Below are 21,472 nucleotides of genomic sequence, written 5' to 3'. Positions count from 1 at the left end.
ACGTAGGCAGTGCTGGGAAGGCGTTTGCTGGAAAATTATAATGCATTGTTATGAAAAATCAATCGAAATCTGAAAAATGGCTGGTAAGAGCGAAGAGCAATCTAATTATAGCACGAATAGGGAAAATTTCCGAGGATCTTATGTACGAAGATCTGGGTAATAATTGTCATGCTGCAGTAGAAAAAGCGCTCAAAGCTTTGCTTGTTTTTCATCACATCGAACCAAATTATAAACCTCCACAAGGGCGGAATGGACATTCGCTTAATTTCTTAATTAAAAAAATTGAAGAATTAAATGTTGTCGTTCCTGATGACATTAAAAATGCATCAAACACTCCATTTTTTTACGGGGGTTGGACAATCCCTTGGATCATCCCGTGGAAAATTGGGTCAACGGCTTCACTGATGAATTACGCAGTTGATCGACGATATCCTGGACAATACGATCCACTACCTGAACAAGGATACACAGATCTCCTAGCTAGAGCGGAAAAAATTGTTGCATGGGTGGAAGAACAAATCCGGATATAACGACTTTGATCAAATCTCTCGCCAAATGGTATAATCTCTCTTTGAGATATTTGTTTTTCACAAGTCTCATCGAATAGCACGAGTTCGTCCGCCCCATTCGTTCCAATCCGGCGTGCGGCTGCGACTGAGCGTGGTGGCGGTGGGCCAGCAGTACGAGCGACCCAAGCGCTGCCCCTCCTCAAAAACCGTATTCTTTCATTTCCCACTTACCCGTGCAGACCCGGAAAACGTTCTACCCCCCAATTGATGCTATTAGCGGATATTTCTGGCCATGATACGCCCGTCTACAGCCTGAACGGAGGGATAATTGACGGAATAGCAAAACAATAGTGTCGTTTTTCCGCGAATTCATGTCAACAATCCTCCCGGAACCGGCAAACGGAGCCCGTAAAGGGGAGATCTGGTCTCATGTCATAATGAGTGTTCCAGGCTACCGGAAAGATCTTCCGGCCCCTCTCAAAAACCCGTATTCTTTCATTTCCCCAATACCCATGCAGACCCGGAAAACGATATGCCTCCCAATTGATGCTATTAGCGGATATTTTCAGCCGCATTTTACCCACATTCAGCCGAAACGGAGGAAGAATTGACGGAATTGCAAAACAATAGTGTCGTTTTTTCGCGAATTCCTGTCAGGAAACCTTCCGGAACCGGCAAACGGAGCCCGTAAAGGGGATATCTGGTCTCATCTCTTCCATGCTCTTTTACCCTTCAAAAAAAGGGGGTATCCGGTTATCTCCGGGCCGGAACTGCCCCGGTCGCATCAGCCCCCCCCTCCCGGTTTTGCCAGTTCTTTTACTGGCACAGTCACCGGTAACCCCTGCGGGCCGATCTCGGTTATGCCGGAGTCCCCGACCCTGAAGTACCGCCAGTTCCCGTGTCGGGAATAGCACCAGAGTTCCCGGAGGATCGGGCCTGAACCGGGGAGCGACCGGAGCCGGCTGACCGGTTCCCGGCACTCGGCCTCCATTTCCGTGAGAGTCCCATACAACCGCTGGGCATTCCGGATCCGGACAAACACGAGAAGCCCGCCCCCGCTGATCACAAAATTACTCACACACTCTACATCCGGCAGGAATCTCATGATCGAGCCCCGCATACGCGCTACCGGGATCGCATCCACCAACCCTTTTTCCGGCCTGCGCCCCCGCGTCATGCGACACACCCGGGTCCGTCGCCCTCCGGATGATCCCGGGGAATATACGGTACCCTGCAAGCCGCGACCGGGATGCGATTTTTGCGCTGGAGTTCCCGGTACACGATCCCGGTCCTTACCGTCACACCAAAATAATGGCGGAGCGGCCTGCGTGCACGGACCGGTGGGACATAATGCATCCAGACCGGTGTTGCCCCGGCCAGCGGGATCACCCGGGCCTGTATTGCGGCCGCTGTGTGTATCCGGACTGCGTTCATCCGGATCGCCCCGCGTCTTCAAGATCATCGAGCCGGTACTGCATATCGGTAATCAACAGCAGCACCCCCTCGATTGCCCGGTCCTGCCGCTCGATCAGCGAACAGATCAGGTCTTGGTTCGCCTTCTCGACCGCAGCATACGGGATATCGGAGTTATTCTCCATCAGTTCCCGGATGATGGCCTGCCTCCGGATCTTCGGATTTTTTCCGGGCGCAATGGCCTGTCCCCGCAATCCGGTCTTCCTCTCCACAGGTTTTACCGGGTTTTTTCCAGCCGTGGCCGTTCTGCGGGATTCAAAGTGTCCCGGTACAGCTCCGTTTTTCCCGGAACAATCCGTTCCCTGTTCCCCGTCATCCTGCCGATCCTTCAGTTCCGGTTGAAGAGATGCCTGGTGCCTCCTTGCCCATTCCAGTTCGCTGATCTCCGTTTCTTCCTTTACTGCACCGGACTGCTCCGGTCCCACAGCATCCCGCTGGAACTCCAAACCAATTCCCATAATCAACCACCTTTTTCCTTTTTTTGTTCACCAACTCCTGTTCATGCACTCACAGTGGAGTGCCGCCTTTCCAGCGCCGGTTCCGGCCGGAGCCGCAGCTCTTCGCAGCAACTCAGGTCCCAATCCACACGCGGACGGCAGGCTCAGCCGTTACGAATGTGCCAGGAAATTAACGACCGGAACCGGCGGTCAATTACGACGTATACGAGAAGAGGCGGGCACGATAATTTCAGCAGCGGGTCCCGCGATGATGGTCCCCGCGCCGGATATCCTGTCGGGCAATGCGATGAGGCCGGCAAGCGTGTGCATGAGGGAGCTGGGGGTTTCATCCCCAAGAACTTTCACTCCTTTCCTGCGGTGCAGACCGGTGATGATAATTCCGCTGACAGACAGCATCGAGAGGTAGAAGAACCGGGAGTAGAAAGCCGCTGCCTTTGGCGCGACTCCGAGCTTCCGGATTTTCCTCGCTGTTTGTGTGCAGAATTCGTTTGACATGCTATATTCTCCTGTTGAAAAATCACTTTTAAAAGGTTTCCCATTACTGGGAAAAATTTCGCAGTCATTTCGGATTTTTAGGAGAATCCGGGCGTGGATTGCGGTCGGTTTTGTGCGGACTGCCCGGCCGGGATTTTCCTTTCAACAGGCGCGGCACACGGGGTGCAGAGGCGAAGGGTTTTACGGGGAATTTTCTGAAAAATTATGCAGGATTGGAGGGATGGTGCCGCATCGTTCAGCTAACCGGGCGGTTGGATGCATGGGGAAATTGTAATGGTTGAGAAAATTTTGGATTTTTTCGTAAAATATGTGACACCGGCGCTTTTGACCTGTTGTTATGGAGCGTGTCTTTTTTTGTAGTAATCTGAACAGGTGACAAATATGAATTACAAACAATTTATGAAAAAATTAATTTTTAATAAATATCACTCCTTGAACCCATTCTTTATTTATTTTTACACTGTTGCCATTCGATAATTGAATCGTATAGGTCTTTGGATCCTCTTGAACTAGTACCAACGGGATTGTTTTAACAGACTTTGTTTCAAAAGAAACTGATAAGTTCTCAAATACCGGTTTTTTATCTTCAATGACAACAAACTGGACTTTTTCCGGGTTGTGCACAGTACCGATTCCGATTACAAAAGGAATTGTGAGAATGCCAATAACAAAGACAATAATCCCAATGGAGAGGAAAATATACTTATGTCTGCTTCTGTGCGCAACGGTTTTCATGATTCTTACCGGATCGTTAAGATCGAGTATTTCCATCTCTGGTTTAAACACCAGTAATGCGACCCCCAGACTAACGAGCATGCATAGCAAAGGAATAATTACGAAAATTGAAATGTTTGCTTGTCCGGAAAGACCAAAATACGTCAATATCGATGTGTAAAGTGCAACAACTGTGGAAACGAGTCCGATAACGTATTTTGCAGTTTCATCCTGTGTTTTCAACGACTCCTTTATGAGAGAATGACCATATTTTTGCCACTCCATCCATTCTTCGGGAATATCCGGGGAGTTGTTGTTGGTAGCCTCCTTTTTTTGATCCATAACTTTCAATCCTTGTCCTTTTTACTAGCCCGCGGGATTTCTGATAATTCATTCTTTGAAAATCTGGATTCGTCACTACGACTTTCAATGTCAGCTAATGGGATTTCGATAGGGGGAATGTGAAGGGGTACTACGGCTCGAATAGGGAAAGGGAACTCGCTGATGAGTGAAACACGAATTGGCACAGCATCTGGTGGAAGTGTTACCCCGTTTGGGACCATTGAAAATAATTTGTGTCCATCTTTTCCTTCAGGACACTCCACAAGAAGAGATTGCTGATCGGGGGATACTTCGAAATCGAAATATTTTTCACATTTATTACACCGCACAATTACATTTGGCATAAAGGAGAATTATTCAATATATATTATAATTATTTCTATGTTTTTGTTTCCCTCCGGTAATGAGAAAAAGATCCAGATGTCCTGAAATGGATCCGATAAACATGAAGTAAAAAATTTAAAGATAGATTTTCCGGCATTAAATATATCGACAAATAATGAAAAATAAAACAGCAAACAATAAAAATGTTAAAATCATTTTATAATTATTATAGAATACTATCTTTGATCTGGAGGTATTGGTTTGTATGAAAACAGGTGATCTAAATTTCATCATTGTTTTTCTTATAATTTCTGTGATAATCTCTGCAGGTTGTTCAATCCCGGAAGATCTTACAAAACCCCCCGTAGCAGAACCTACTCAGACAAAGATATTGCCAACTTCAGCACCGGTTCAGTCTGCACCATCTAAAGAGATCCCACCTGTCATTTCACCGGATCCAACTATGCTGCCCGTCTTCAGCAGCCAGGACACTAATACGAATTTCCTGAATATTGCATTTGGCTATGGGCCCCCATATCTTATGAAATGGGACGATCCTGTGGTGAAAATGGGCATTTCCGGGAGTTACCGTGATACCGACTACCAGATGATCGATAATTTTTTCCAGGATTTTAATAAACACTCTGCAATAACCCACGCGACCTTGTATCAGGATGATAACCAGCCTGTGACAATTATCCTTGTATCCGAATCATTTCTGGATCAGGTCACCAATGATCGTGATATCCTACACCCGACTGATTTTATCCTGCATAGTAATCTCACCGGACAAACCCTCCTGATTCGCAAGCCGATCCTGGGTTCGTCCATCTACAAGGAACGGATATATATCAATGCTGATAGTGGAGAATTCCGCAATTATTCGATCATGCGGGGCGTTCTTCTCGGGCTTGGGTTTCCCGGGTATTCAGAAAACAAAGACAGTATTTTCTACCCTGAAACGGACACTGCAACAAGACTGAGTATCAGTGACTGGAGAGCCGTAGAGATGATGTATAACATGGATTTTAAAAGAAATGATACCAAAAGCCAGGTAAAATTCAAGATGAACTATTGAAAATTCTGGGATCGTTCAAAATAATTTTGACACAATCCACACAAAAAGTTTTTATCTCACATCTCCTGTATTAAGATCAGTTTATGCCTGCCTACTATTTTGCCATGGAAGGATATCACACCGGGGAAAAACCCGACCCCGCTGTCGATAAACTCATCACCATCCAATACCAGAAGATCGATCTTACCACCGGCGAACCGCTGGGAGAACTTACCATTCTTAAGGAATGGGAGAGTTCCGAACAACAGATCATCACCACGTTCTACAATGAGTTCTTCCGGCCGGAGATGCCGGTCACCCACTTTATCCCGGTGGGGATGAGTCTCGATTATGAATACGAGATGATCATCGCGAAATGCAGACAATACAAGCTGCCCGCGATCACCAGCCACCAGCTCTATTTCCAGCGGCCCCGCTTTGACCTCCGGTCCATCGTGGTGCTGCTGAACGACGGCCGGTTTGCCGGAGCCCGGCTCGATCTCTTCTCATCGAAAAAATATGATGGCAGCCATATGAGAAAATGGTACGAGAATAAGGATTTCAAAAAGATCGAGCACTTTGTCCGGGAAGAGACCGAAGCGGTGCTCAAACTGCTGCAGTACCTGAGCAAGTACAAGACCCGGCTCGGTATTACCAAGAAAGAAGAGGGAGGCCCCCGGAAACCGGCGCCGGCACCCTCATCTGCCCGCGGGGAACCGGTGCTTCCCGCCCGGCAAGTACCTGCCCGCCCCCATCCCGCTTCGCCAAAATCCCCGGCACCTTCCATGCAGGCAGCAAAGAAACCGGCAGATGCCCGATCCCCTGCTCCCAAAAAAAGTCCGGCCAAGCTCCTGAAAGCAGAACCCGGAACCCAACGGAAAGGTTCGGCGCAACTCGGCAAGGCAGAATCCGGAGATGCGAAGAGATCCTCGGGTAAGGCAAAATCCGCTGCGCCGCGATCATCAGCGCCCCCCAGCCAGTTCCGCAAACATGCGCCAACAAGAAATACCTCCACAAGAAAACCTGCGGAAAGAAGACGATAGGCCGGAATTTTTTTTTTTTTTATTTTTAACGCTTGGCCCTGGCAATTCCAGCCCGGGAATTTTCCCCGGTTCCTCTCAAAAAAAAATAATTTTCCGGCCCCTACCGGACCCGGGGGATCTCCTCGCCAGGCATCGTGGCTGCGTTATCCTTGGTTAAGTACACAAACGATGCAACAACCGTGTCGAAATCCTCCTTCTCGAACGGGTGGGCTGCATCAGCTGTGAACACGATCACGCTGGAAAAACCGATATCACTGGCACTGGCTTTCTGGGCTACGTAGCCGACATGGGTCATTCCATCCTTTGTTGACTCGAAGCGATCGAAGGTGATGCCGTTATACGTGACTGTGGACTCGACCGGTGCCGGGTTCCAGCCCCGGAATGTATTCCGGTAGGTCTGGTCCTGGTTGAGGCTGATGGGATACGTAACAACAGAGAAGACGTCATTTGGGACGAGTTCGGTCTTGTACATGAGACCCTGCGATCCCTCCGGCATGCTCATCCGCTGGGTCATTACTTCCCAGTCCTGCGGCGCTGTGAAAGTGATATGGAGTTCTGCATCCTTCCAGACTTTCGTGGGTACGATGTAATGGATCACGGTAACGGTGACCTGCGGTGCGCTCGTAGTGGCGGCAGACATGGGGGTTACCACCGGGGTTGGAAGGAGTGTTGCCGCAGTTGCGACCGGTTGCTGGATCGGAGCGGGTGACGACTGGGTGCACCCGGCTGACAGGAGCAGGGCGATGAGGAATATAAGGATTCCAATGCCAAAATGTTTCATAACCTGCTTAATATACGGGCGAGTGATTATAGGTTTTGGTGGACGGGGGAACTCATAACAGAGCAGGTGATTGGGGTTCAGAGGAGAGATCGTGAAACCCGGATTTTAAAAACAATTTTTGAAACAACAAAGAGGCGGTCTTGCCGGGTGAAATGGAATTTTCCCCGGTGAGTGCCGGCAAAACCCCGGGTAATGTTCCGGATTTTTGCCTTCCAGTGTGAGGCGGTTCAATCGATCTCGATAACCTTTGCCAGCAGGCGGCAGGCCGGGCAAGTTTTTCTCCGGGCGGGGAAGAGCAGCAGGATAAGTTTTGCGGCACTGTAGAGTGCGAGAATCAGAAATGCTGCCCCGGTTACGATCGAATAGAGCGGAACATCGCCCCCGTTCCCGGCAGCGAGTCCCAGCCAGGTATACCCGATGATGGCCAGGGAGAAGATGATGTAAAAAAGATAGAACACGATCTCCAGGAACGACGGGCATCCGGTTTCAGGCATACCCGTATGTTTCTGCTTCCGGGTAATATACGTAGTGGATCTTTGCCCCGCTGCCCGGGCAGTTCACGCTGCCCGGAATACCAGCCAGTCGTTCTTCCCCGCTCGTTTGAACTTCACGAGCACGTACGTGCCGTTCAGCCGGTGGCCGTGGAGCTGAACTTCGATCTTTTCGTCATCCCAGTGTTTCGTTTCGTACGTGCCGCTGTCCCAGATGGAAACGGTGCCGGCCCCGTACTGGCCTTTTGGGATCTCGCCTTCAAACGTCCCATACCCGACCGGATGATCCTCGACTGCTACTGCGAGATGCTTCTCTCCCACGGTCTCCGGCACGCCCTTGGGCACGGCCCAGCTCTTCAGCACCCCGTCGCGCTCCAGCCGGAAGTCGTAATGCAGGTGGGTTGCATGGTGTTCCTGGATGACAAAACGCTTGTCGCTCATAGCCGGAGTTCCCTCCGGTTCGCGGGTACGAGAGACGGGGGGTTTCTGATCCGGATGAGCGGATCGGGGTTGTTGCAGAGGACTGTGATCTATATCGCCTCTCCCTGGATCGTGATTGTCTTCTCCACAACCGGGATCTGTTTACCCGCTTTTTCAAGCGCCTTGTCCACTATGTGCCGGACGCCCCCGCAGCAGGGCACTTCCATGCGGGCGATCGTGATGGACTGTATCGTGTGGCGGGTGAAGATTTCAGCCAGTTTTTCGATGTATCCTTCGATATCCGCATCCAGTTTCGGGCAGAAGATGATCAGGATCCGGCCGTGGAGCAGCTCCGCGTGGAAAGCCGCGTTTGCGAAGGGTACGCAGTCAGCCGAGATGAGCAGGTCCGCGTTATCGAAATACGGGGCTGTGGGATTGAGGAGCGTGAGCTGGATCGGCCACTGGCGGAGCTCAGAGAATGTTGAATCCCCCGTAGGCTGGCGTGGCATTCCTCTCTCGCTCCCGCGGGGGATGCTGCGGGCGGCAGACCCCGGGCATCCGGCAAAGGGATGTTTCGGGTCCGGCCCGGAGGGACAGGAGCCGGCCGGGTGCCCGGCAGCGGGCTGCGGGGGGACTGCAGGTTGTCCGGGTCTGGCAGACCGGAGATAAGCAGAATTATCGTGCTCGGGAATGGGGATGGTGTTCTCGATGAGGTACTCGATTGCGGTATTGTAGAGTGGTTTCTGCCCGTGGCCGAGCAGGTGTTCGAGATGCGCTTTGATGACGGGCCCTCCCTGTTGGACTATAGTTGCCATCACCGCCCGCTCATCGTATGGCACGGCTTCCCGTTCGATAACACTGATCGCCCCTTCCGGGCAGGTGCCGATACAGGCGCCAAGCCCGTCGCAGAAAAGGTCGCTGACCAGCCGGGCCTTCCCCTCAATGAGCTGGAGGGCTCCTTCGGGGCAGTCGGGGATGCACTGGCCGCACCCCGTGCATTTTGTTTCATCAATGCTGATGATCTTTCGTTTCATTCAAGGTCTTCTCCTTTTAGATCTCCCCGGAACATGATACCACCGTTCTGGTGGGCTGTGCTCTTAATACCTTTTCCCGGTGTGGGGCCGGGATATTTTTTAAGGGAATTGTCCCGGTAGTTGTTATCTTACAAGGAATTGACCCGATGTGACGTATGCCAGCTTCTTCCGGGGCGGGAGAAACCGCCCGTCAATCTTTGCTTATTTATGGCCCCAAAACCAATACTTTATTAATCCCTTTTTTTAAGTGTTACTGGGAATCATTTATGGCAGGCGATGACGTTTCCGTTGAATCCGTTGAGATAGCATTATTGTCAGAGATCGGGATGTCATCAGCGATAGAGATGAAGAATGCCTACCTGCAACCGCCCGGGGAGATCAGGGACGGGGAACGATATGTTCCTTACCGGGAACCCATAACCTCCCCGGTAGAGGACCAATTGACCGGGCCCAATGCCCTGGTCTATCTAACAAAAATTGTCACACGGATTTCCGGAAAAGAGATCGAACACCTGCTCAAAGATGATGCGGGCCACAAAAAAATTACGAGAACCCCTGAATTTTACGCGGTCGTTCTCACCATGAGTATGCGGCTTGGCGATCCGTCAACAACCCGTTTTATCAATGGGATAGTCGATATTTCCTTCCCTCAGGGAGTAACTATTCTCAACTATTCCCCAAAAGATCAGGGCATTATTACTGCGGTTATTGAAAGCGGCGGCAATGCGATCTCCCTCTCCCGTGACCTGGATTTCCTGGCACCCGCAGTCCCCGGTACAAAAAACCCACCGGATAACCCGGAACACCGGTTTGGGATCCCGGTTGGCCCGGGAGAAATAATATCCGGCACGTACAGCAAAAAAACCGGCTATTCTTTCGCTATCCCCGCCGGTGTTTTACTGGAATACCAGGGGATGCTCAAGAACGATCATGAAATGTTCTGGGAGATCTATCCCCCGATGCCTACGGTGGATAACGAAATTACAGGAAAGGAGATGCAGGCAGTATTTTCCCTGATCATCCGGGCTCCGGAAAAAATCCTGCCGGAAATCCGTATCCAGGTTGAAGGACGGGTTAAAGGCAATCTCTGGGGCGTGGTTCCGGTCAAAGGCTCGATGGTTTTACTGTAACGCCACGATGCCTCTCGTGTTTTAAAAAACTCTGACATTTTTTTTTCTTTTTGAATATTATTTTAAAAAAACCTGCACCGCAACTGCTAAAAAAAAGAATATTTTGCATTTTTACCGGCACACCGTTTACATTTCCCTGAACACGATATCGCCTTCGTGGACTTTCTGGATCACTTTAATGCCGATATCCAGTCCCTCGGAGGCTTCTGCAATCGGTGTGTGTTCGTACTCCATTGACGTTACGGTCTGGTGGAAGTCTTCATGGGCTCCATGGATATGGATTTTTTCACCTTTAGTAAGGTGGTCCTGAAGGATAACCGCCGCTACACTCAGCTTCGGGTAATAATGCATTACCGTTCCAATTCTGGTCTCCATCGTCTTTCCCTCCCAACATGAGTCAATCATCATTCAACGTATTATATTTTACCCAGAATATTTTCCCGTGATGTTTTTCCCCCCTTATCCCTGTCTTTCCCTGGTACGGGATGCGGTTTTTTCGTGGTGAGTTACGGGAACAGGTGTTCAACAGAGAGTTATTGAACTAAAAATTTTAATCAGTACCCATGAAACAAAGGATCATCTTCCTGGTATTTTTGTTACTGGGCATAATACTGGTAAGCGGATGTACAAGTCCGCAATCCTCTTTGCCGGCATCCCCGGTAACGGCAATACCAACGAGTGCTCCTGCCGATATTCCGGAAACATCATCTCCTTCTGTGACTGTTTCACCCGGAATTACGTTCCGGCCCGATGCCGGGCAACCTTCGTATGGAGTAGTTACCGCACAGACGACAAGGATACAGGTCGACAACCCGCATCTGGAATATCTCCAGGTCCGGAAAAAAACCTTTGATTACAGCATCCCCAACTGCCCGATGCAGACTGCCTTTCCGGCAATAGCAAATGATCCCGGTTACGGTATACAACAGCCAATGCCCCGGCTTACTGCACTGACCCAGGACCAGTACGATGAATTCCTCTGGAAATACACTGAAAGAAAAGCCGAAAACACCGCGATAAAAACTCTCCCGGCCTGCATGGGAGCCGAGGCGAATCCGGGATGGAATTTTGTTGAAATCCGGGTCATTCTCAATCCCACCAATGTGAGGCCGGCCAGTTATACTATCACCGAAAATGTCCAGTCCAAAGGAGAGACCGTTGCTCAATTCACGACAACCCGGACATTGGTTCTCGATGAAAAAGTCACCCTGACCAGTTACGTTCCCGTAAAAGCAGATGAACTCGATCTCTTTGATTCTGTCGGGATGACCTATACCCGGCACTAATTATTTATTAAAACCCGGCGGACAACTGCCTTTGTGTCCTTTATCCCCGTCTCTCTTATCAGTCAATCCTGCGATTTTTCCGCAGAATATTCGCATAAGACCGGTTGTCCGGGAAATCCGTTTGTGTTTTTTTCATTGCGATTATTCAAAATGACGATAACATTGGAATAAGGAGCGGAAACCATGATAAAAAAGAAAAAATGTGCAAAGTGAACGGACTTACCTTATATTATTTCATCGTCGTCATCATTGCTGATATCCCAGTCATATTGCTCAAAATCGGGATCCCACGGGTCCTGCGGATTGTCCATAGCATCGCGATAATTATCGCTTTCCCGGTTCACCGGTTCCCGCTTGCCGATGCTGTCCTGTCTGCCGTGCCCCTGGTAGGCGTCACCGCCCCGGTGCCCCCAGCAATCCTTGCCACCTCTTTTCATCTTTATCTCACCTCCATTCCTTGTATTTTTTGAAAAACAAAGATTAATCTTTTTTTTTGAATAAAAATGTTTTCCCAGAGTTGCGTTGCCTGTTCCTTCTTATCGGCCGGGGCTTCCGGGTCGAGCTAATAGTCACCGGTCTGCCCCTGCTGCAACCTGAGGATCTGATACGAACCGGTTACTATCGGATTATCTGCATTGAAAACGGAATGAACGTGAATTGTGAATGAACAAAAAAAAGGTTGGCTGAATCAGAGATTCGCCTGAATATTATTTGCGGACACCGTTCCAGAGATACGTAGCCTTACTCGCGTCATTTGCGCGGTCCCATGTTCCGGTGAAGGAATTTCCGTCAGCTGATATTACAAATTTCATAGTACCGGATGTCCCGGGGATACCATTTTCAGATTCAGACCAGGTGCCGGTCATTGTGGTTCCTTCAACCGTACCCGTGATTAACCCTGTGAACTTTTGTTCGGGATTAATATAGGTTCCGGTTACCGATGAGCCCGTCTGGGTGAACGTAATGTCATCCCCAGGTACCAGGGTCGCGTTATCCGCAGATGTCCATGTCGTGCTCCATAGGCCGGACCAGGATTTTGCCTCAGCAGCAGGTGTTGCCGGTGTTGTACCGGATGTGCTCGTGCAGCCGGCAGCCATCAGCATGAGACAGGCAAGGATAATAACCATTGTTTTTTTCATAAAAATTACCATTTAATTTTTTTATTAACGCCTGTAATTAAACCTGCTGAAATGATGTTGGAGGTTGTCCAGCGACTCTTCAACGTGTTTGACTGATCTTATCAAAGATCCCGCATATGGTGCAAAATAATCTATTGAAATTAAAAAAAAAGTTACAAATAAATCCATTTCATTCCCGTTTTTGCAGTCTCACTTTTTTGTTTCCCTCCAATCGTCCGGTGTTGTTGCCGGATTCACCGTGTTCCTTGTAGGCTTCACCCTCCCTGTTTCTGCAAACAAACCTAAGAACTATAAACCGGGAGCATTACATGGGAGTATCATGGTCCGGATGATGAGTTTTTTTAACCCTGTTCTCTGGTGTTGTGTGGGTTTATTCTTAATTTCCGGTGTATCGGCATTTACCTTGTCCGGCCAGACAATCGATCCATCGGGATCGTTACATCCCGGTGATCCGGTCACCATTTCCGTCACCGCGATTGCTGCATCGGGTGTGGCATTTCCCTCCTATGATGACCTCCAGTTTGTATCCGAGCTCAATGATCCCCTATGGTCATATTCCATCCTGGTCAATGGCGTGGAAAATGTCCGTTCCCCCGAGAGGGGGCGCACGTTAACCATTACCGGGTTTGAACTGGGATACCGGAACCAGGACGAAGTGATCGTGAAGGCAACCGTACAGGGAACCATTCCCCCATCTTCGATACTGGGTGCGACAAAAACGTTTTTGAAGATCCAGGAAATTGATGCACGGGGATATGCGATCCCTTATTCTATCGTTACTATCGATCATCTCATCGGCGAACCCACGCCCGTGCCTACCCCTGCATTCGGCAGTGTTGGGGTTACCTCATACCCCTCCGGGGCAAATGTGTATCTCGATAATGCCTACAAGGGGCTCACCCCGCTCACTCTCGATGCAGTCCCGAATGGCAATCATATCCTGATCATCCGGCTTGACGGCTACGATGATGTTTCCCGTACGATTACGGTGATGGGAATCCTGCAGCCCGTCAGTGTTGCACTCACCCGTGGGGAATCCTCACCTCCGACTGTTGCAGCAACCACAAAGACGACCGGGTCGGTAACCGTAAGACCCGGGCAGACTGTTGTCGCACCAGAACCGGACTCAGGTTCCCTTTCCGTGACAACATCGCCTTTAGGTGCCCAGGTCTATATCGACGGAGAGATGAAAGGTGTCACCCCCACAACAATTCCCGGGCTCTCAGATGGATCGCATTCGGTCACCCTGATCATGGCAGGTTACAGCGATATGAAAACAACCATTATGATCGAGAGAGGAACAACGTCTGAATATATATCCGGGCTCTCCCCGTTGCCAAAAACCCCCGGGTTCGAACTGGTACCCGCTCTCCTGTCCCTTTTGGGAATTGTGGCAATCCGGAAGATCAGGAAATAAATGGTTGCTGTGACCGTTCGGGAGTTTTGGTAAACGATCCCCATCCTTTTTTTAGGATTTCTCACGATTTCACCGGAGGCGTGGAACGAGGGAATGTTTCCCGGCAAGTATCAGAACACGGTTTTATATCCGAAAACATCGGTCTCTATTGCAGTGATACCGGGAGAAGATCGTATGATCACGCAGGATATTGTAAAAAAACTCTGGGATGAGGCGGGGAATGGGAATCTCGCTGTGTGGGATAATGATACAATAACATTGGTGCCACCCGATTATAGTGGCGAGACCGCAGGAAAAAAGCCGCTCGCCATCCTAAAGCCCATCCCGCTCGTGAACAAGTATGAACACTTAGCGTTTGCCCTCAACGACGAAGAACTGCTCGTAAAAATTGAAGAAACCCTCCGGGCTGCCGGTGGAACCGTGACCCGGGGTCCCCGGGCATAATGCCCAGTGGGTGACCGGTTGCACACCGGTTACCGTTTCTGCGGGGGAAAGACCGGATGGAGATGATACTTTCTCCTTATTTCAATGGATGAAAATCCTGTCTCTCAAGAATAAATGCGACGGTCCCTTCTTCGATTCCCTCTCCTTCGTGACACACGCCGGTGCATACAAACCCGTTCTTCTCAAGCACCCGTATTGATGGCTTCAGGTCCGGGTATGTTGTGGCCAGAATCTTCCGGATGCCCGGCAGGGAAAATATGATCGGGATGAGATGCCGTATCGCCTCGGTCGCATAACCCCGATTCTGGAATTCGTCCAGCACCGAATATCCCATGACCACGGTATCCGTTGCCGTAGTCGTCGAAGCAATCCCCCCGCTCCCGATGAGTGTGCGTGTCCCTGTAACCGGATCCACCAGCATCCAGTACCACGTGGTAAAGAGGGGATCGGTATTCTCTGATCTCATCCGGACAAACTCCGTGAGCACTTCTTTATCCATAAGGGGTGGCGGCCAGGATGCGGGAATGGTGGCATCAAGAAGCCGTGAAAGTGCGGTTCTGTCCCTGAGATCGCCAGTCAGGATCGCCAGGGTGGCAGGGATTAGTTCCAGCCGTTCGGTACTGATGGATAATACAGCGATTTGTGTATCCTTTTTATCGGGCACGGAATTATTCATGAATCAATAGTGTTTTGGTTGTTGGTCCATGAATTTTTCCCGGTCATTATCCGGAAGCAAGTCCCCCGGTAAAAAAAAGAGAAGAGTACCCCTTCAGAGCAGTTTTGTCTCTTCCTTAGGCTTTGGCACTTTGACAACCAGCACCCGGAAGACCGCGTTGCTCTCGTTTCTCCACAGGTGCGGGATCCGGGCCGGGCTCTCGACTAACTGGTCTTTTGTCACGGTCTCTTTCTCGGTTCCTATCTCAACAATCCCGGTGCCTTCCAGCACGTAGAAGAAGACATCGACCGGCGTCATGTGCTTTTTGAGCGCCTCGCCGGGCTGGAGGGTGATTACGACTGCGATTGCATTATCGGTATCGTAAATTTTCCGTGCATCTACATGGTGGGGGTTTGGTCCTGACTGGACCTTGGCTACATCAGTAATTTTCATAATCGTTCATCTCCTTTCTCTCATTTAACAGGTTCGTTCCCGGTCAACGAATGCAAATCCCGCAGTTATATTCGTTGCAGGGGATGTTGCCGGTCTCCACTTCATGGGCCGGTGCCTGATGCCCCGGATCATGTCCACGACCCCCGGGCCCCGGCAGGATTAAAAAAAGAATTCTGGTTTTCCGGGTATCATCCGGGATTTTTTTTAGATAACTGTGAAGTTACTGAGTAACTGCAGGGGTGGCGATAAGTACCGGGGTTGTTTTGAGATCTACGGTCATGGACAGCGTACCTTTGGGAGTGATGATAGTCTTGTCACTGACCTTCACGCCGTTATTGAAGACCTCAACGGTCATCGGGAGGCCGGTTGTATCGAGTTTCTGGATGGATACCTCAATGATATCGGTGCTGGCTGCCGATATCTGGTAGAAACGCCCGCCCGTCCCGCTCACTTCGCGCATTCTTCCACCCGATCCAATCGATCCGGTATAATCCCCGTCGTACGTGATTTGTACCCAGACGCCGCTCGCTGGTATAGCGGTCTGGAGCTGGGGTGTGGTAATCGCGGTTGGCTGCGATGCGGGTGTCTGTTCGGGAGCAGCGGTTGCCACCGGGGTTGGTTCAGCGGTAAGTACCGGTGTTGGGACTGTTGGATGGGGGCCTCCAGGTGTAGGCACCAGTGTTACCGGAAGCTGAGGTTCGCTGCTCTTTGCCGACAGGAAACCCGGGTAGATGAATGCTGCACCGGCAACCAGCAGGATGATAACAATGATTGCCCCGGCTGCAATGACCATGTTCTTGTTCAATGCTGCTGATGCAGGAGCACTGGAACGGGGTGAAGTCTTCCGTTTCGGGCCGGAGCCCACTGGGACATTTCTGTCCTCGGTAACAGCGGGCGCGCCTTCGGATTTGTAGCCGATCAGTTTTTTCAGATCCTCTCCTTCATCCTCTGCAAAATCCACATAGGCCGGGGCTGTGCCGGCTGGCAGGAGACCCATCTGCTCTTTGATCTTCTGCGCCCATTCATCCCGCTCGCTGGTCCGGTCGGAACGGGGCTGCTGGGAAAAGACCAGTTGCATAGGTCGTGTTCCCAAATCATGGGTGAAAATCGCAAGCGATATCGCCGGGTCAGCAGACCCGCTTTCCATGGTGGTTACGGTCTCGATCGCAGCAAACGGTATCTCCTTATGCTGGGATACGGTACTGTCGCTGTCCACAATGAGGAGACGCCCGTTTGTCAGTATCATTTCTGAAACCGCAGCATCGACAAGGACATTGTGCGTTGACAGGATTATGGATTCATCACTGTTCAGGTACGGAATTCCCATAGTATCATCTCATCTCTTGCTCTCTTACAAGAAATTTACCTTTTTTAAGCATCAGTCTTTTTGCCATTTATTATCTAGCCTCGCCACCAACCGGTTCATGGAACTATAATGGTAAAAAAGTCCGGGCCTGATCTGCGTTCTGTCACGCTCCCTGCTGGCACGTTTTACAACGGCGACTGCATCAGCGGAGCCGCCCGGTACATCCCTGACAATTCCGTAGACCTCATCATCACCGATCCCCCGTATGGCATCAACGGCGATACGCTCCACAAGCACTACAACCGCAACGAGAAATTCGTTGTCGACGGTTACGTTGAGATTCCACTGGAGGAGTACGGCAGGTTCTCCCGGAAATGGATCGCCCAGGCTGAACGGGTGCTGTGCCCTGGCGGCTCGCTCTACATTGTCTCGGGATACACGAATCTCTACCACATTCTCGATGCCCTGCGAAAGACCGGCCTCAAAGAGGTCAACCATATCATCTGGAAATATCCCTTCGGCGTCTTTACTTGGAGGAAATTCGTATCAAGCCATTACCATATCCTCTTCTATGAAAAACCCGGCGGCAGGAGGACGTTCAATCTCGAATCCCGGTACGGCCTTGGCGAGAAGAACGGGGGCGGGGGCTCGCTCAATAATACCGATCGCGAGGATGTCTGGCAGATCAACCGCGAGTACAAGCCCGGCATGGTAAAGAACAAGAACGAGCTCCCTCCCGAACTGCTGACCAAAATGATCCAGTACAGCAGCAACGAAGGAGACCTTGTCTGCGACTTTTTCTTAGGGGGTTTTTCCACTGTCAAAGCCGCCATCGGGCTTAACCGCCGGGCAACCGGTTTTGAGATCTCACCGGCGATCTTTGATACCCGGATTAAGGAGATTGAGGCGCTGCAACCCGGTTATCTCTTAGCCCTGATGCGGGAACCGGCTGTCCAGCCACGGAAAAACCGGAGGAAAGCCTGGACTGACAAAGATATCCGGTATCTCACGAAGGAGTTCAGGAAACGCCGGGCCCGGGGCGAGACCAAAAAAGCGATTATTGCTGCGCTGGGAGAGACACTCGGGCGCGGGCGCTGGGCGATTGAAAAGGCGCTGAAGAAATATGAGATCCCGGGGAAGCCGGAATCTCGTAATAAAAACGGGTGAGGGAATTTTTTAGCGGGTAACGCAGATATTGAGTGAATTAAAGAGATGGGGGTTGAGACCCCCATACCCCCGTATACGATCAACGTCGCCGCCCCCGACGGGGCGCCCCAGCGGCGATTTGATGGCCGTTTTTTTATTAGCACAATTCGGCTCTGGTGAAACGAGCATGTCCACCCCTTCGGGTCGCTCGGTCGCCTCGTCGGGCGTTTTCCGGGCTAAGAAGGAGATCGACGTTTGATCCGTCAGGGGGGTCAAGGGGATGCTCCCCTTGGGCTGCTTCCCCCTCTGGGGGAGAAAGGGGGTCACTATCGCAAAATAAAAAAAAAGAGATGAGCATCAGTGCCCGGCAAACTTCGTGTCCCAGAAGATATTCTTGCCGGATGCCTTGAGCGGGATGCCATACGCAACACTGCACCCTTTGAGCAGGCCCTGCTGCAGGGCGATAACCCCGGCACTGAACATGACCCGGTTATCCACGTTGTGGATGCTGGCGGTTTTTACCGCTGAACCGACCGCGATGCCGAGATCGGTGATCTTCATCACACAGTTCGGGCCCGGGTAGAGCGCCTTTGCGTTCTTTCCTGCTTTTACGGCTTTTGCCATCTCTGCACAGGTTGCATGCCCGCACCCGCCGCAATTGATACCAAGGCCTTTCCGGCCTTCAACCCCAATCAGGAGCGTAACGTCACTCACTTTTACCTGCTCGCCATTGATCCAGAAAAAGTCCATCTTGATCTCTTTTCCGACTTTGATCATCTGGTTTCCGAGTTTTTCCTGCTCTTTTCCGGTCAGGATTTCGATATGGATTGAGTCGAGTCCTACTGCCTTTGGTGCGGTCCGTGCCGAGAGTGCCATGAGCCCGGCTACGGTTTTAACTGCATCAGATTCTCCGGTCATGCACGATTGTTGGCAGATGAGGAGAAAAAGAGATCGGGCAAAGAGCGGTGCATGACTGTTCCAAAAAAAAGATTATAGCGTTCGCTTATTTTTTGTATTTGTGTTTTCCTTCAATATTCTGGTTTTTTATTTTTGCACAATCAGTTTGTGCGCTGCAGTGTCAACCTTGTAAGACTTCGGGCGTTCGAGCAGATCGAGTGCATTGATCTTCATGTCGACGAGTTCTGAGTAATTGAAGGACTCATCTTTCTTCTCACCTCTCTCGCTCCAGAAAACAACAATGCCGTTCTCCATCTTTTTGCTGGTCACAATATCGTGCATGTTCTTCAATCGGGAATGGGAGATGATGAATTTTTCTGTCGGGGACTTTTTTTAAGCATCCTGTCCCGGAACGACAGGGGAACTTTTTTTCATTTTTTTAATTCCAGACTCGCACCTTTATAGGTAATTAAACAAAAAAAAGAATATTATCAGTTATTTCGGAGAGGACGCAAATGACATCTTCACAATCCACCGGCACGCCCCTTGGCCGGCTCGTACTATTCATGGTCTGCTTATCGATCGCGGGATCTCTGGTTGCAGGAGTTCATTACTTTGCCGTGGATCTTCCGGCACAGAAAGCGATTACTGCTCCTACCAACGATTATTGCGAAATGTCCTGTGAGTGGGTATATGATGATTGCATAGCTGATGGGCTTCCAGACTGGGCGTGCACTAATTATCGTGGTCTCTGCCGCAAGGACTGCTATGGATATTAGCGGTGAATTGTCACGATCACCATGAAATTTTTTTAAGACCTTTCTCTTTCCGGGAAGTTCTCCTGACGGCAGATATGCGGGAACAACCCCATCTCCTCCCGAATACATATATTTTACCGGGATGAACCAGACTCCCCGAACGGAAATGCTGTTGTCAGGTTTTTGATATTAAAAGTCTCAGTATTGTTTTTGCAGGAATTGTTGTTCATCAAGTAAAATTAAAAAAAAGGGTGAACCTTCCGGCACTTACTTGGGCTTGTAATATCCCCACTTCTTCAGGGCTTCGGCCAGTTCCTTTGCCTTCTTGGCCTTCTCATCGAGCGTGACGCCTTCCTGCCATGCCTCAATCGCCTGCATGGTTGCCTTTGCCCCCGCCCGGGTGCCCTTCGGGTGGCCGTGGATGCCCCCGCTCACGAGCAGCACGAGTTCGCAGCCGTAGATGTCCAGCACTTCGGGAACAAGCCCGGGGTGCAGTCCCCCCGATGAGACCGGGAATGCGTTTTTGATTGAGCCCCAGTCCTGGTCGAGTGCCATATGTTCAACCCCGTGGGTCTTTCTCTCCCGCAGCACATCGGCAAGCAGCATGGCTTCTTTTTTCGTGCCAACGAGTTTTCCCACCGCGGTGCCGGTGTGGATCTGACTGACGCCGATGAGCCGCATGAGTTTTGCCAGGAACAGCATCGTGAGGCCGTGCTTTTTGTTCCGGTCAAAGGTTGCGTGCATGGCCCGGTGGGCGTGAATGCCCAGCCCGAGATCGGAGCAGTAGTCCCGCATCGTCATGACGCTTGCCGTGCCTGCGACAACCACATCGATCATCGCAAAGTTCCAGCCATTGTCGGCCAGTAACTGCGCCCGCTTCTTCATGGTCTCGACATCGGCGGAAATATTGAGATACGCGGATTTCTCTTCACCGGTTTCCTTCATTGCCTTGTCCCGCAGTTTGGTCATGAACTTTACGCGTTCCTCAAAGCGGTTGAACGAGGTCGAGGTCAGGTTCTCGTCGTCTTTGACGAAATCAAACCCGCCCATCCAGGTCTCGTACGCGATATCGGCGTGCTCCTGTGCCGAGAACCCGATCTTGGGCTTTGGCACGGCACCGGTGAGAGGGCGATCATATACCTTCATCATCTTGCGGATGCCGTCGTTGCCGAAGTGCGGTCCCTTGAAATTTTTGATGTATGCGGCCGGGAACGAGACATCGATCAGCCGGAGATTTTTGAGCGCCTTCATCCCGAAGATGTTGCCGGCAATCCCGCTGAGCAGCTGCACCGCATTGCCCTCTTCCCAGAGTGCGAGCGGGTATGCGATCTTCGTGTAGTTCCCTTCGATCTCAAAGACGGTTGCCTGTAATTTCTTCATACGGGGGGGCATGGTAAATAGCGTTGTCCATGTTCCCGTTGAACTCTCGGACGCGATCCGCCCGGCTGCTTCTTCGTGGCTGATGCCTGCTGCCGGTTCGAAATAAAAGAGGCAGATGAGTTCATCCTTTGCGGGTGTATACCCGAGGTTTACAAATTCCTTGTACCAGTCGATTGCCATTCAGAACACCATTAACAATCAAAGGAGAGGATGATTAATAATCTTGCAGTAGGGGCAGGCGCAATAACCATCTGCTTATCATATTCAGATGCACAGATACCAGTGACGATCATGCAAAAAATTGAATACGGGATTATTAT

General features: G+C 50.6%; 27 protein-coding genes. 10 read left to right on the top strand and 17 right to left on the bottom strand.

Annotation, left to right across the window (positions count from 1 at the left end; all coding sequences use genetic code 11):
- The first annotated feature begins 50 nt into the window (after positions 1 to 50).
- Positions 51 to 530, top strand: a complete 480-nt coding sequence (locus CVV30_06410) for a hypothetical protein (protein ID PKL69206.1) — start codon at positions 51 to 53, stop codon at positions 528 to 530.
- Between the two features lie 350 nt (positions 531 to 880).
- Positions 881 to 1,120: a hypothetical protein gene (locus tag CVV30_06405; GenBank protein ID PKL69205.1), complete on the top strand. Its 240-nt coding sequence runs from the start codon at positions 881 to 883 to the stop codon at positions 1,118 to 1,120.
- A gap of 173 nt (positions 1,121 to 1,293) precedes the next feature.
- Here the strand turns inward: CVV30_06405 and CVV30_06400 are convergent, their stop codons facing one another.
- The 5 genes from CVV30_06400 to CVV30_06380 all read right to left on the bottom strand — a co-directional run bounded on the left by CVV30_06400 (position 1,294) and on the right by CVV30_06380 (position 3,991).
- The gene (locus CVV30_06400; GenBank protein PKL69204.1) at positions 1,294 to 1,686 is read right to left on the bottom strand and encodes a hypothetical protein; all 393 of its coding nucleotides are present in this window, start codon (positions 1,684 to 1,686) and stop codon (positions 1,294 to 1,296) included.
- Positions 1,683 to 1,943 carry a hypothetical protein gene (locus CVV30_06395; GenBank protein ID PKL69203.1) on the bottom strand — a complete coding sequence of 87 codons (261 nt, stop codon included), beginning with the start codon at positions 1,941 to 1,943 and terminating at the stop codon, positions 1,683 to 1,685. The genes CVV30_06400 and CVV30_06395 overlap by 4 nt, the downstream gene beginning before the upstream one ends.
- On the bottom strand, positions 1,940 to 2,440 hold the full coding sequence (locus CVV30_06390; GenBank protein ID PKL69202.1) for a hypothetical protein: 501 nt from the start codon (positions 2,438 to 2,440) through the stop codon (positions 1,940 to 1,942). The genes CVV30_06395 and CVV30_06390 overlap by 4 nt, the downstream gene beginning before the upstream one ends.
- A gap of 189 nt (positions 2,441 to 2,629) precedes the next feature.
- The gene (locus CVV30_06385; GenBank protein ID PKL69201.1) at positions 2,630 to 2,935 is read right to left on the bottom strand and encodes a hypothetical protein; all 306 of its coding nucleotides are present in this window, start codon (positions 2,933 to 2,935) and stop codon (positions 2,630 to 2,632) included.
- A 408-nt stretch (positions 2,936 to 3,343) separates the two neighbouring features.
- Positions 3,344 to 3,991: a hypothetical protein gene (locus tag CVV30_06380; protein ID PKL69200.1), complete on the bottom strand. Its 648-nt coding sequence runs from the start codon at positions 3,989 to 3,991 to the stop codon at positions 3,344 to 3,346.
- A gap of 787 nt (positions 3,992 to 4,778) precedes the next feature.
- Between CVV30_06380 and CVV30_06375 the strand changes: the two genes are divergently transcribed.
- A complete protein-coding gene (locus CVV30_06375) occupies positions 4,779 to 5,393 on the top strand; it encodes a hypothetical protein (protein ID PKL69199.1) in 615 nt (204 codons plus the stop codon).
- An 83-nt stretch (positions 5,394 to 5,476) separates the two neighbouring features.
- A complete protein-coding gene (locus CVV30_06370; protein ID PKL69198.1) occupies positions 5,477 to 6,415 on the top strand; it encodes a hypothetical protein in 939 nt (312 codons plus the stop codon).
- Between the two features lie 100 nt (positions 6,416 to 6,515).
- Here CVV30_06370 and CVV30_06365 read toward each other — a convergent pair whose 3' ends face one another.
- The 4 genes from CVV30_06365 to CVV30_06350 all read right to left on the bottom strand — a co-directional run bounded on the left by CVV30_06365 (position 6,516) and on the right by CVV30_06350 (position 9,141).
- Complete coding sequence (locus CVV30_06365; GenBank protein PKL69197.1) at positions 6,516 to 7,196, bottom strand: hypothetical protein; 681 nt, start codon at positions 7,194 to 7,196, stop codon at positions 6,516 to 6,518.
- A 227-nt stretch (positions 7,197 to 7,423) separates the two neighbouring features.
- Positions 7,424 to 7,690, bottom strand: a complete 267-nt coding sequence (locus CVV30_06360) for a hypothetical protein (GenBank protein ID PKL69196.1) — start codon at positions 7,688 to 7,690, stop codon at positions 7,424 to 7,426.
- Between the two features lie 63 nt (positions 7,691 to 7,753).
- Positions 7,754 to 8,128, bottom strand: coding sequence for a hypothetical protein (locus CVV30_06355; protein PKL69195.1), 375 nt, complete (start codon positions 8,126 to 8,128; stop codon positions 7,754 to 7,756).
- A gap of 89 nt (positions 8,129 to 8,217) precedes the next feature.
- Complete coding sequence (locus CVV30_06350; protein ID PKL69194.1) at positions 8,218 to 9,141, bottom strand: 4Fe-4S ferredoxin; 924 nt, start codon at positions 9,139 to 9,141, stop codon at positions 8,218 to 8,220.
- A gap of 266 nt (positions 9,142 to 9,407) precedes the next feature.
- Between CVV30_06350 and CVV30_06345 the strand changes: the two genes are divergently transcribed.
- Positions 9,408 to 10,271 carry a hypothetical protein gene (locus tag CVV30_06345; GenBank protein PKL69193.1) on the top strand — a complete coding sequence of 288 codons (864 nt, stop codon included), beginning with the start codon at positions 9,408 to 9,410 and terminating at the stop codon, positions 10,269 to 10,271.
- Between the two features lie 126 nt (positions 10,272 to 10,397).
- On the opposite strand, the gene CVV30_06340 is transcribed toward CVV30_06345, so the two are convergent.
- Positions 10,398 to 10,679 (bottom strand): hypothetical protein, encoded by a 282-nt coding sequence (locus CVV30_06340; protein PKL69192.1) that lies wholly within the window; start codon positions 10,677 to 10,679, stop codon positions 10,398 to 10,400.
- A gap of 308 nt (positions 10,680 to 10,987) precedes the next feature.
- Here CVV30_06340 and CVV30_06335 point away from each other — a divergent pair, with 308 nt between their 5' ends.
- Positions 10,988 to 11,557 carry a hypothetical protein gene (locus CVV30_06335; GenBank protein PKL69191.1) on the top strand — a complete coding sequence of 190 codons (570 nt, stop codon included), beginning with the start codon at positions 10,988 to 10,990 and terminating at the stop codon, positions 11,555 to 11,557.
- Between the two features lie 200 nt (positions 11,558 to 11,757).
- Positions 11,758 to 12,027, top strand: a complete 270-nt coding sequence (locus CVV30_06330) for a hypothetical protein (GenBank protein ID PKL69190.1) — start codon at positions 11,758 to 11,760, stop codon at positions 12,025 to 12,027.
- Between the two features lie 237 nt (positions 12,028 to 12,264).
- Here the strand turns inward: CVV30_06330 and CVV30_06325 are convergent, their stop codons facing one another.
- The gene (locus CVV30_06325) at positions 12,265 to 12,708 is read right to left on the bottom strand and encodes a hypothetical protein (protein PKL69189.1); all 444 of its coding nucleotides are present in this window, start codon (positions 12,706 to 12,708) and stop codon (positions 12,265 to 12,267) included.
- Between the two features lie 226 nt (positions 12,709 to 12,934).
- On the opposite strand from CVV30_06325, the gene CVV30_06320 reads away from it, so the two are divergent.
- Both CVV30_06320 and CVV30_06315 read left to right on the top strand, forming a co-directional pair.
- The gene (locus CVV30_06320) at positions 12,935 to 14,113 is read left to right on the top strand and encodes a hypothetical protein (GenBank protein ID PKL69188.1); all 1,179 of its coding nucleotides are present in this window, start codon (positions 12,935 to 12,937) and stop codon (positions 14,111 to 14,113) included.
- 93 nt (positions 14,114 to 14,206) lie between these two features.
- Entirely contained in the window at positions 14,207 to 14,557 is a 351-nt protein-coding gene (locus CVV30_06315) for a hypothetical protein (protein ID PKL69187.1), read from the top strand.
- 76 nt (positions 14,558 to 14,633) lie between these two features.
- On the opposite strand, the gene CVV30_06310 is transcribed toward CVV30_06315, so the two are convergent.
- The 3 genes from CVV30_06310 to CVV30_06300 all read right to left on the bottom strand — a co-directional run bounded on the left by CVV30_06310 (position 14,634) and on the right by CVV30_06300 (position 16,992).
- Positions 14,634 to 15,233, bottom strand: a complete 600-nt coding sequence (locus tag CVV30_06310; GenBank protein PKL69186.1) for an N-acetyltransferase — start codon at positions 15,231 to 15,233, stop codon at positions 14,634 to 14,636.
- A 93-nt stretch (positions 15,234 to 15,326) separates the two neighbouring features.
- Positions 15,327 to 15,665: a cupin domain-containing protein gene (locus tag CVV30_06305; GenBank protein ID PKL69185.1), complete on the bottom strand. Its 339-nt coding sequence runs from the start codon at positions 15,663 to 15,665 to the stop codon at positions 15,327 to 15,329.
- Positions 15,666 to 15,885: 220 nt separating this feature from the next.
- A complete protein-coding gene (locus tag CVV30_06300; GenBank protein PKL69184.1) occupies positions 15,886 to 16,992 on the bottom strand; it encodes a hypothetical protein in 1,107 nt (368 codons plus the stop codon).
- 108 nt (positions 16,993 to 17,100) lie between these two features.
- On the opposite strand from CVV30_06300, the gene CVV30_06295 reads away from it, so the two are divergent.
- The gene (locus CVV30_06295; GenBank protein ID PKL69183.1) at positions 17,101 to 18,138 is read left to right on the top strand and encodes a site-specific DNA-methyltransferase; all 1,038 of its coding nucleotides are present in this window, start codon (positions 17,101 to 17,103) and stop codon (positions 18,136 to 18,138) included.
- Between the two features lie 336 nt (positions 18,139 to 18,474).
- Here the strand turns inward: CVV30_06295 and CVV30_06290 are convergent, their stop codons facing one another.
- From CVV30_06290 to rbcL, 3 genes are all read right to left on the bottom strand, one after another.
- A complete protein-coding gene (locus tag CVV30_06290; protein ID PKL69182.1) occupies positions 18,475 to 19,035 on the bottom strand; it encodes a hypothetical protein in 561 nt (186 codons plus the stop codon).
- Between the two features lie 126 nt (positions 19,036 to 19,161).
- On the bottom strand, positions 19,162 to 19,356 hold the full coding sequence (locus tag CVV30_06285; protein ID PKL69181.1) for a hypothetical protein: 195 nt from the start codon (positions 19,354 to 19,356) through the stop codon (positions 19,162 to 19,164).
- A gap of 683 nt (positions 19,357 to 20,039) precedes the next feature.
- Positions 20,040 to 21,332 carry a type III ribulose-bisphosphate carboxylase gene (gene rbcL / locus CVV30_06280; GenBank protein PKL69180.1) on the bottom strand — a complete coding sequence of 431 codons (1,293 nt, stop codon included), beginning with the start codon at positions 21,330 to 21,332 and terminating at the stop codon, positions 20,040 to 20,042.
- Between the last annotated feature and the right edge of the window lie 140 nt (positions 21,333 to 21,472).

The sequence above is a fragment of the Methanomicrobiales archaeon HGW-Methanomicrobiales-1 genome (assembly GCA_002839675.1).
Taxonomy (GTDB): domain Archaea; phylum Halobacteriota; class Methanomicrobia; order Methanomicrobiales; family Methanospirillaceae; genus Methanoregula.
Note: the sequence above shows the minus strand (reverse complement) of the source record. Positions and strands in the feature narration are given on the sequence as shown.

Excerpts from the sequence above, each read along its gene's own strand:
- CVV30_06410 (PKL69206.1), top strand. The coding sequence starts at position 51 with ATGAAAAATCAATCGAAATCTGAAAAATGGCTGGTAAGAGCGAAGAGC.
- CVV30_06405 (PKL69205.1), top strand. The coding sequence starts at position 881 with ATGTCAACAATCCTCCCGGAACCGGCAAACGGAGCCCGTAAAGGGGAG.
- CVV30_06400 (PKL69204.1), bottom strand. The coding sequence starts at position 1,686 with ATGACGCGGGGGCGCAGGCCGGAAAAAGGGTTGGTGGATGCGATCCCG.
- CVV30_06395 (PKL69203.1), bottom strand. The coding sequence starts at position 1,943 with ATGAACGCAGTCCGGATACACACAGCGGCCGCAATACAGGCCCGGGTG.
- CVV30_06390 (PKL69202.1), bottom strand. The coding sequence starts at position 2,440 with ATGGGAATTGGTTTGGAGTTCCAGCGGGATGCTGTGGGACCGGAGCAG.
- CVV30_06385 (PKL69201.1), bottom strand. The coding sequence starts at position 2,935 with ATGTCAAACGAATTCTGCACACAAACAGCGAGGAAAATCCGGAAGCTC.
- CVV30_06380 (PKL69200.1), bottom strand. The coding sequence starts at position 3,991 with ATGGATCAAAAAAAGGAGGCTACCAACAACAACTCCCCGGATATTCCC.
- CVV30_06375 (PKL69199.1), top strand. The coding sequence starts at position 4,779 with ATGCTGCCCGTCTTCAGCAGCCAGGACACTAATACGAATTTCCTGAAT.
- CVV30_06370 (PKL69198.1), top strand. The coding sequence starts at position 5,477 with ATGCCTGCCTACTATTTTGCCATGGAAGGATATCACACCGGGGAAAAA.
- CVV30_06365 (PKL69197.1), bottom strand. The coding sequence starts at position 7,196 with ATGAAACATTTTGGCATTGGAATCCTTATATTCCTCATCGCCCTGCTC.
- CVV30_06360 (PKL69196.1), bottom strand. The coding sequence starts at position 7,690 with ATGCCTGAAACCGGATGCCCGTCGTTCCTGGAGATCGTGTTCTATCTT.
- CVV30_06355 (PKL69195.1), bottom strand. The coding sequence starts at position 8,128 with ATGAGCGACAAGCGTTTTGTCATCCAGGAACACCATGCAACCCACCTG.
- CVV30_06350 (PKL69194.1), bottom strand. The coding sequence starts at position 9,141 with ATGAAACGAAAGATCATCAGCATTGATGAAACAAAATGCACGGGGTGC.
- CVV30_06345 (PKL69193.1), top strand. The coding sequence starts at position 9,408 with ATGGCAGGCGATGACGTTTCCGTTGAATCCGTTGAGATAGCATTATTG.
- CVV30_06340 (PKL69192.1), bottom strand. The coding sequence starts at position 10,679 with ATGATGATTGACTCATGTTGGGAGGGAAAGACGATGGAGACCAGAATT.
- CVV30_06330 (PKL69190.1), top strand. The coding sequence starts at position 11,758 with ATGTGCAAAGTGAACGGACTTACCTTATATTATTTCATCGTCGTCATC.
- CVV30_06325 (PKL69189.1), bottom strand. The coding sequence starts at position 12,708 with ATGGTAATTTTTATGAAAAAAACAATGGTTATTATCCTTGCCTGTCTC.
- CVV30_06315 (PKL69187.1), top strand. The coding sequence starts at position 14,207 with ATGTTTCCCGGCAAGTATCAGAACACGGTTTTATATCCGAAAACATCG.
- CVV30_06310 (PKL69186.1), bottom strand. The coding sequence starts at position 15,233 with ATGAATAATTCCGTGCCCGATAAAAAGGATACACAAATCGCTGTATTA.
- CVV30_06305 (PKL69185.1), bottom strand. The coding sequence starts at position 15,665 with ATGAAAATTACTGATGTAGCCAAGGTCCAGTCAGGACCAAACCCCCAC.
- CVV30_06300 (PKL69184.1), bottom strand. The coding sequence starts at position 16,992 with ATGGGAATTCCGTACCTGAACAGTGATGAATCCATAATCCTGTCAACG.
- CVV30_06295 (PKL69183.1), top strand. The coding sequence starts at position 17,101 with ATGGTAAAAAAGTCCGGGCCTGATCTGCGTTCTGTCACGCTCCCTGCT.
- CVV30_06290 (PKL69182.1), bottom strand. The coding sequence starts at position 19,035 with ATGACCGGAGAATCTGATGCAGTTAAAACCGTAGCCGGGCTCATGGCA.
- CVV30_06285 (PKL69181.1), bottom strand. The coding sequence starts at position 19,356 with ATGCACGATATTGTGACCAGCAAAAAGATGGAGAACGGCATTGTTGTT.
- rbcL (PKL69180.1), bottom strand. The coding sequence starts at position 21,332 with ATGGCAATCGACTGGTACAAGGAATTTGTAAACCTCGGGTATACACCC.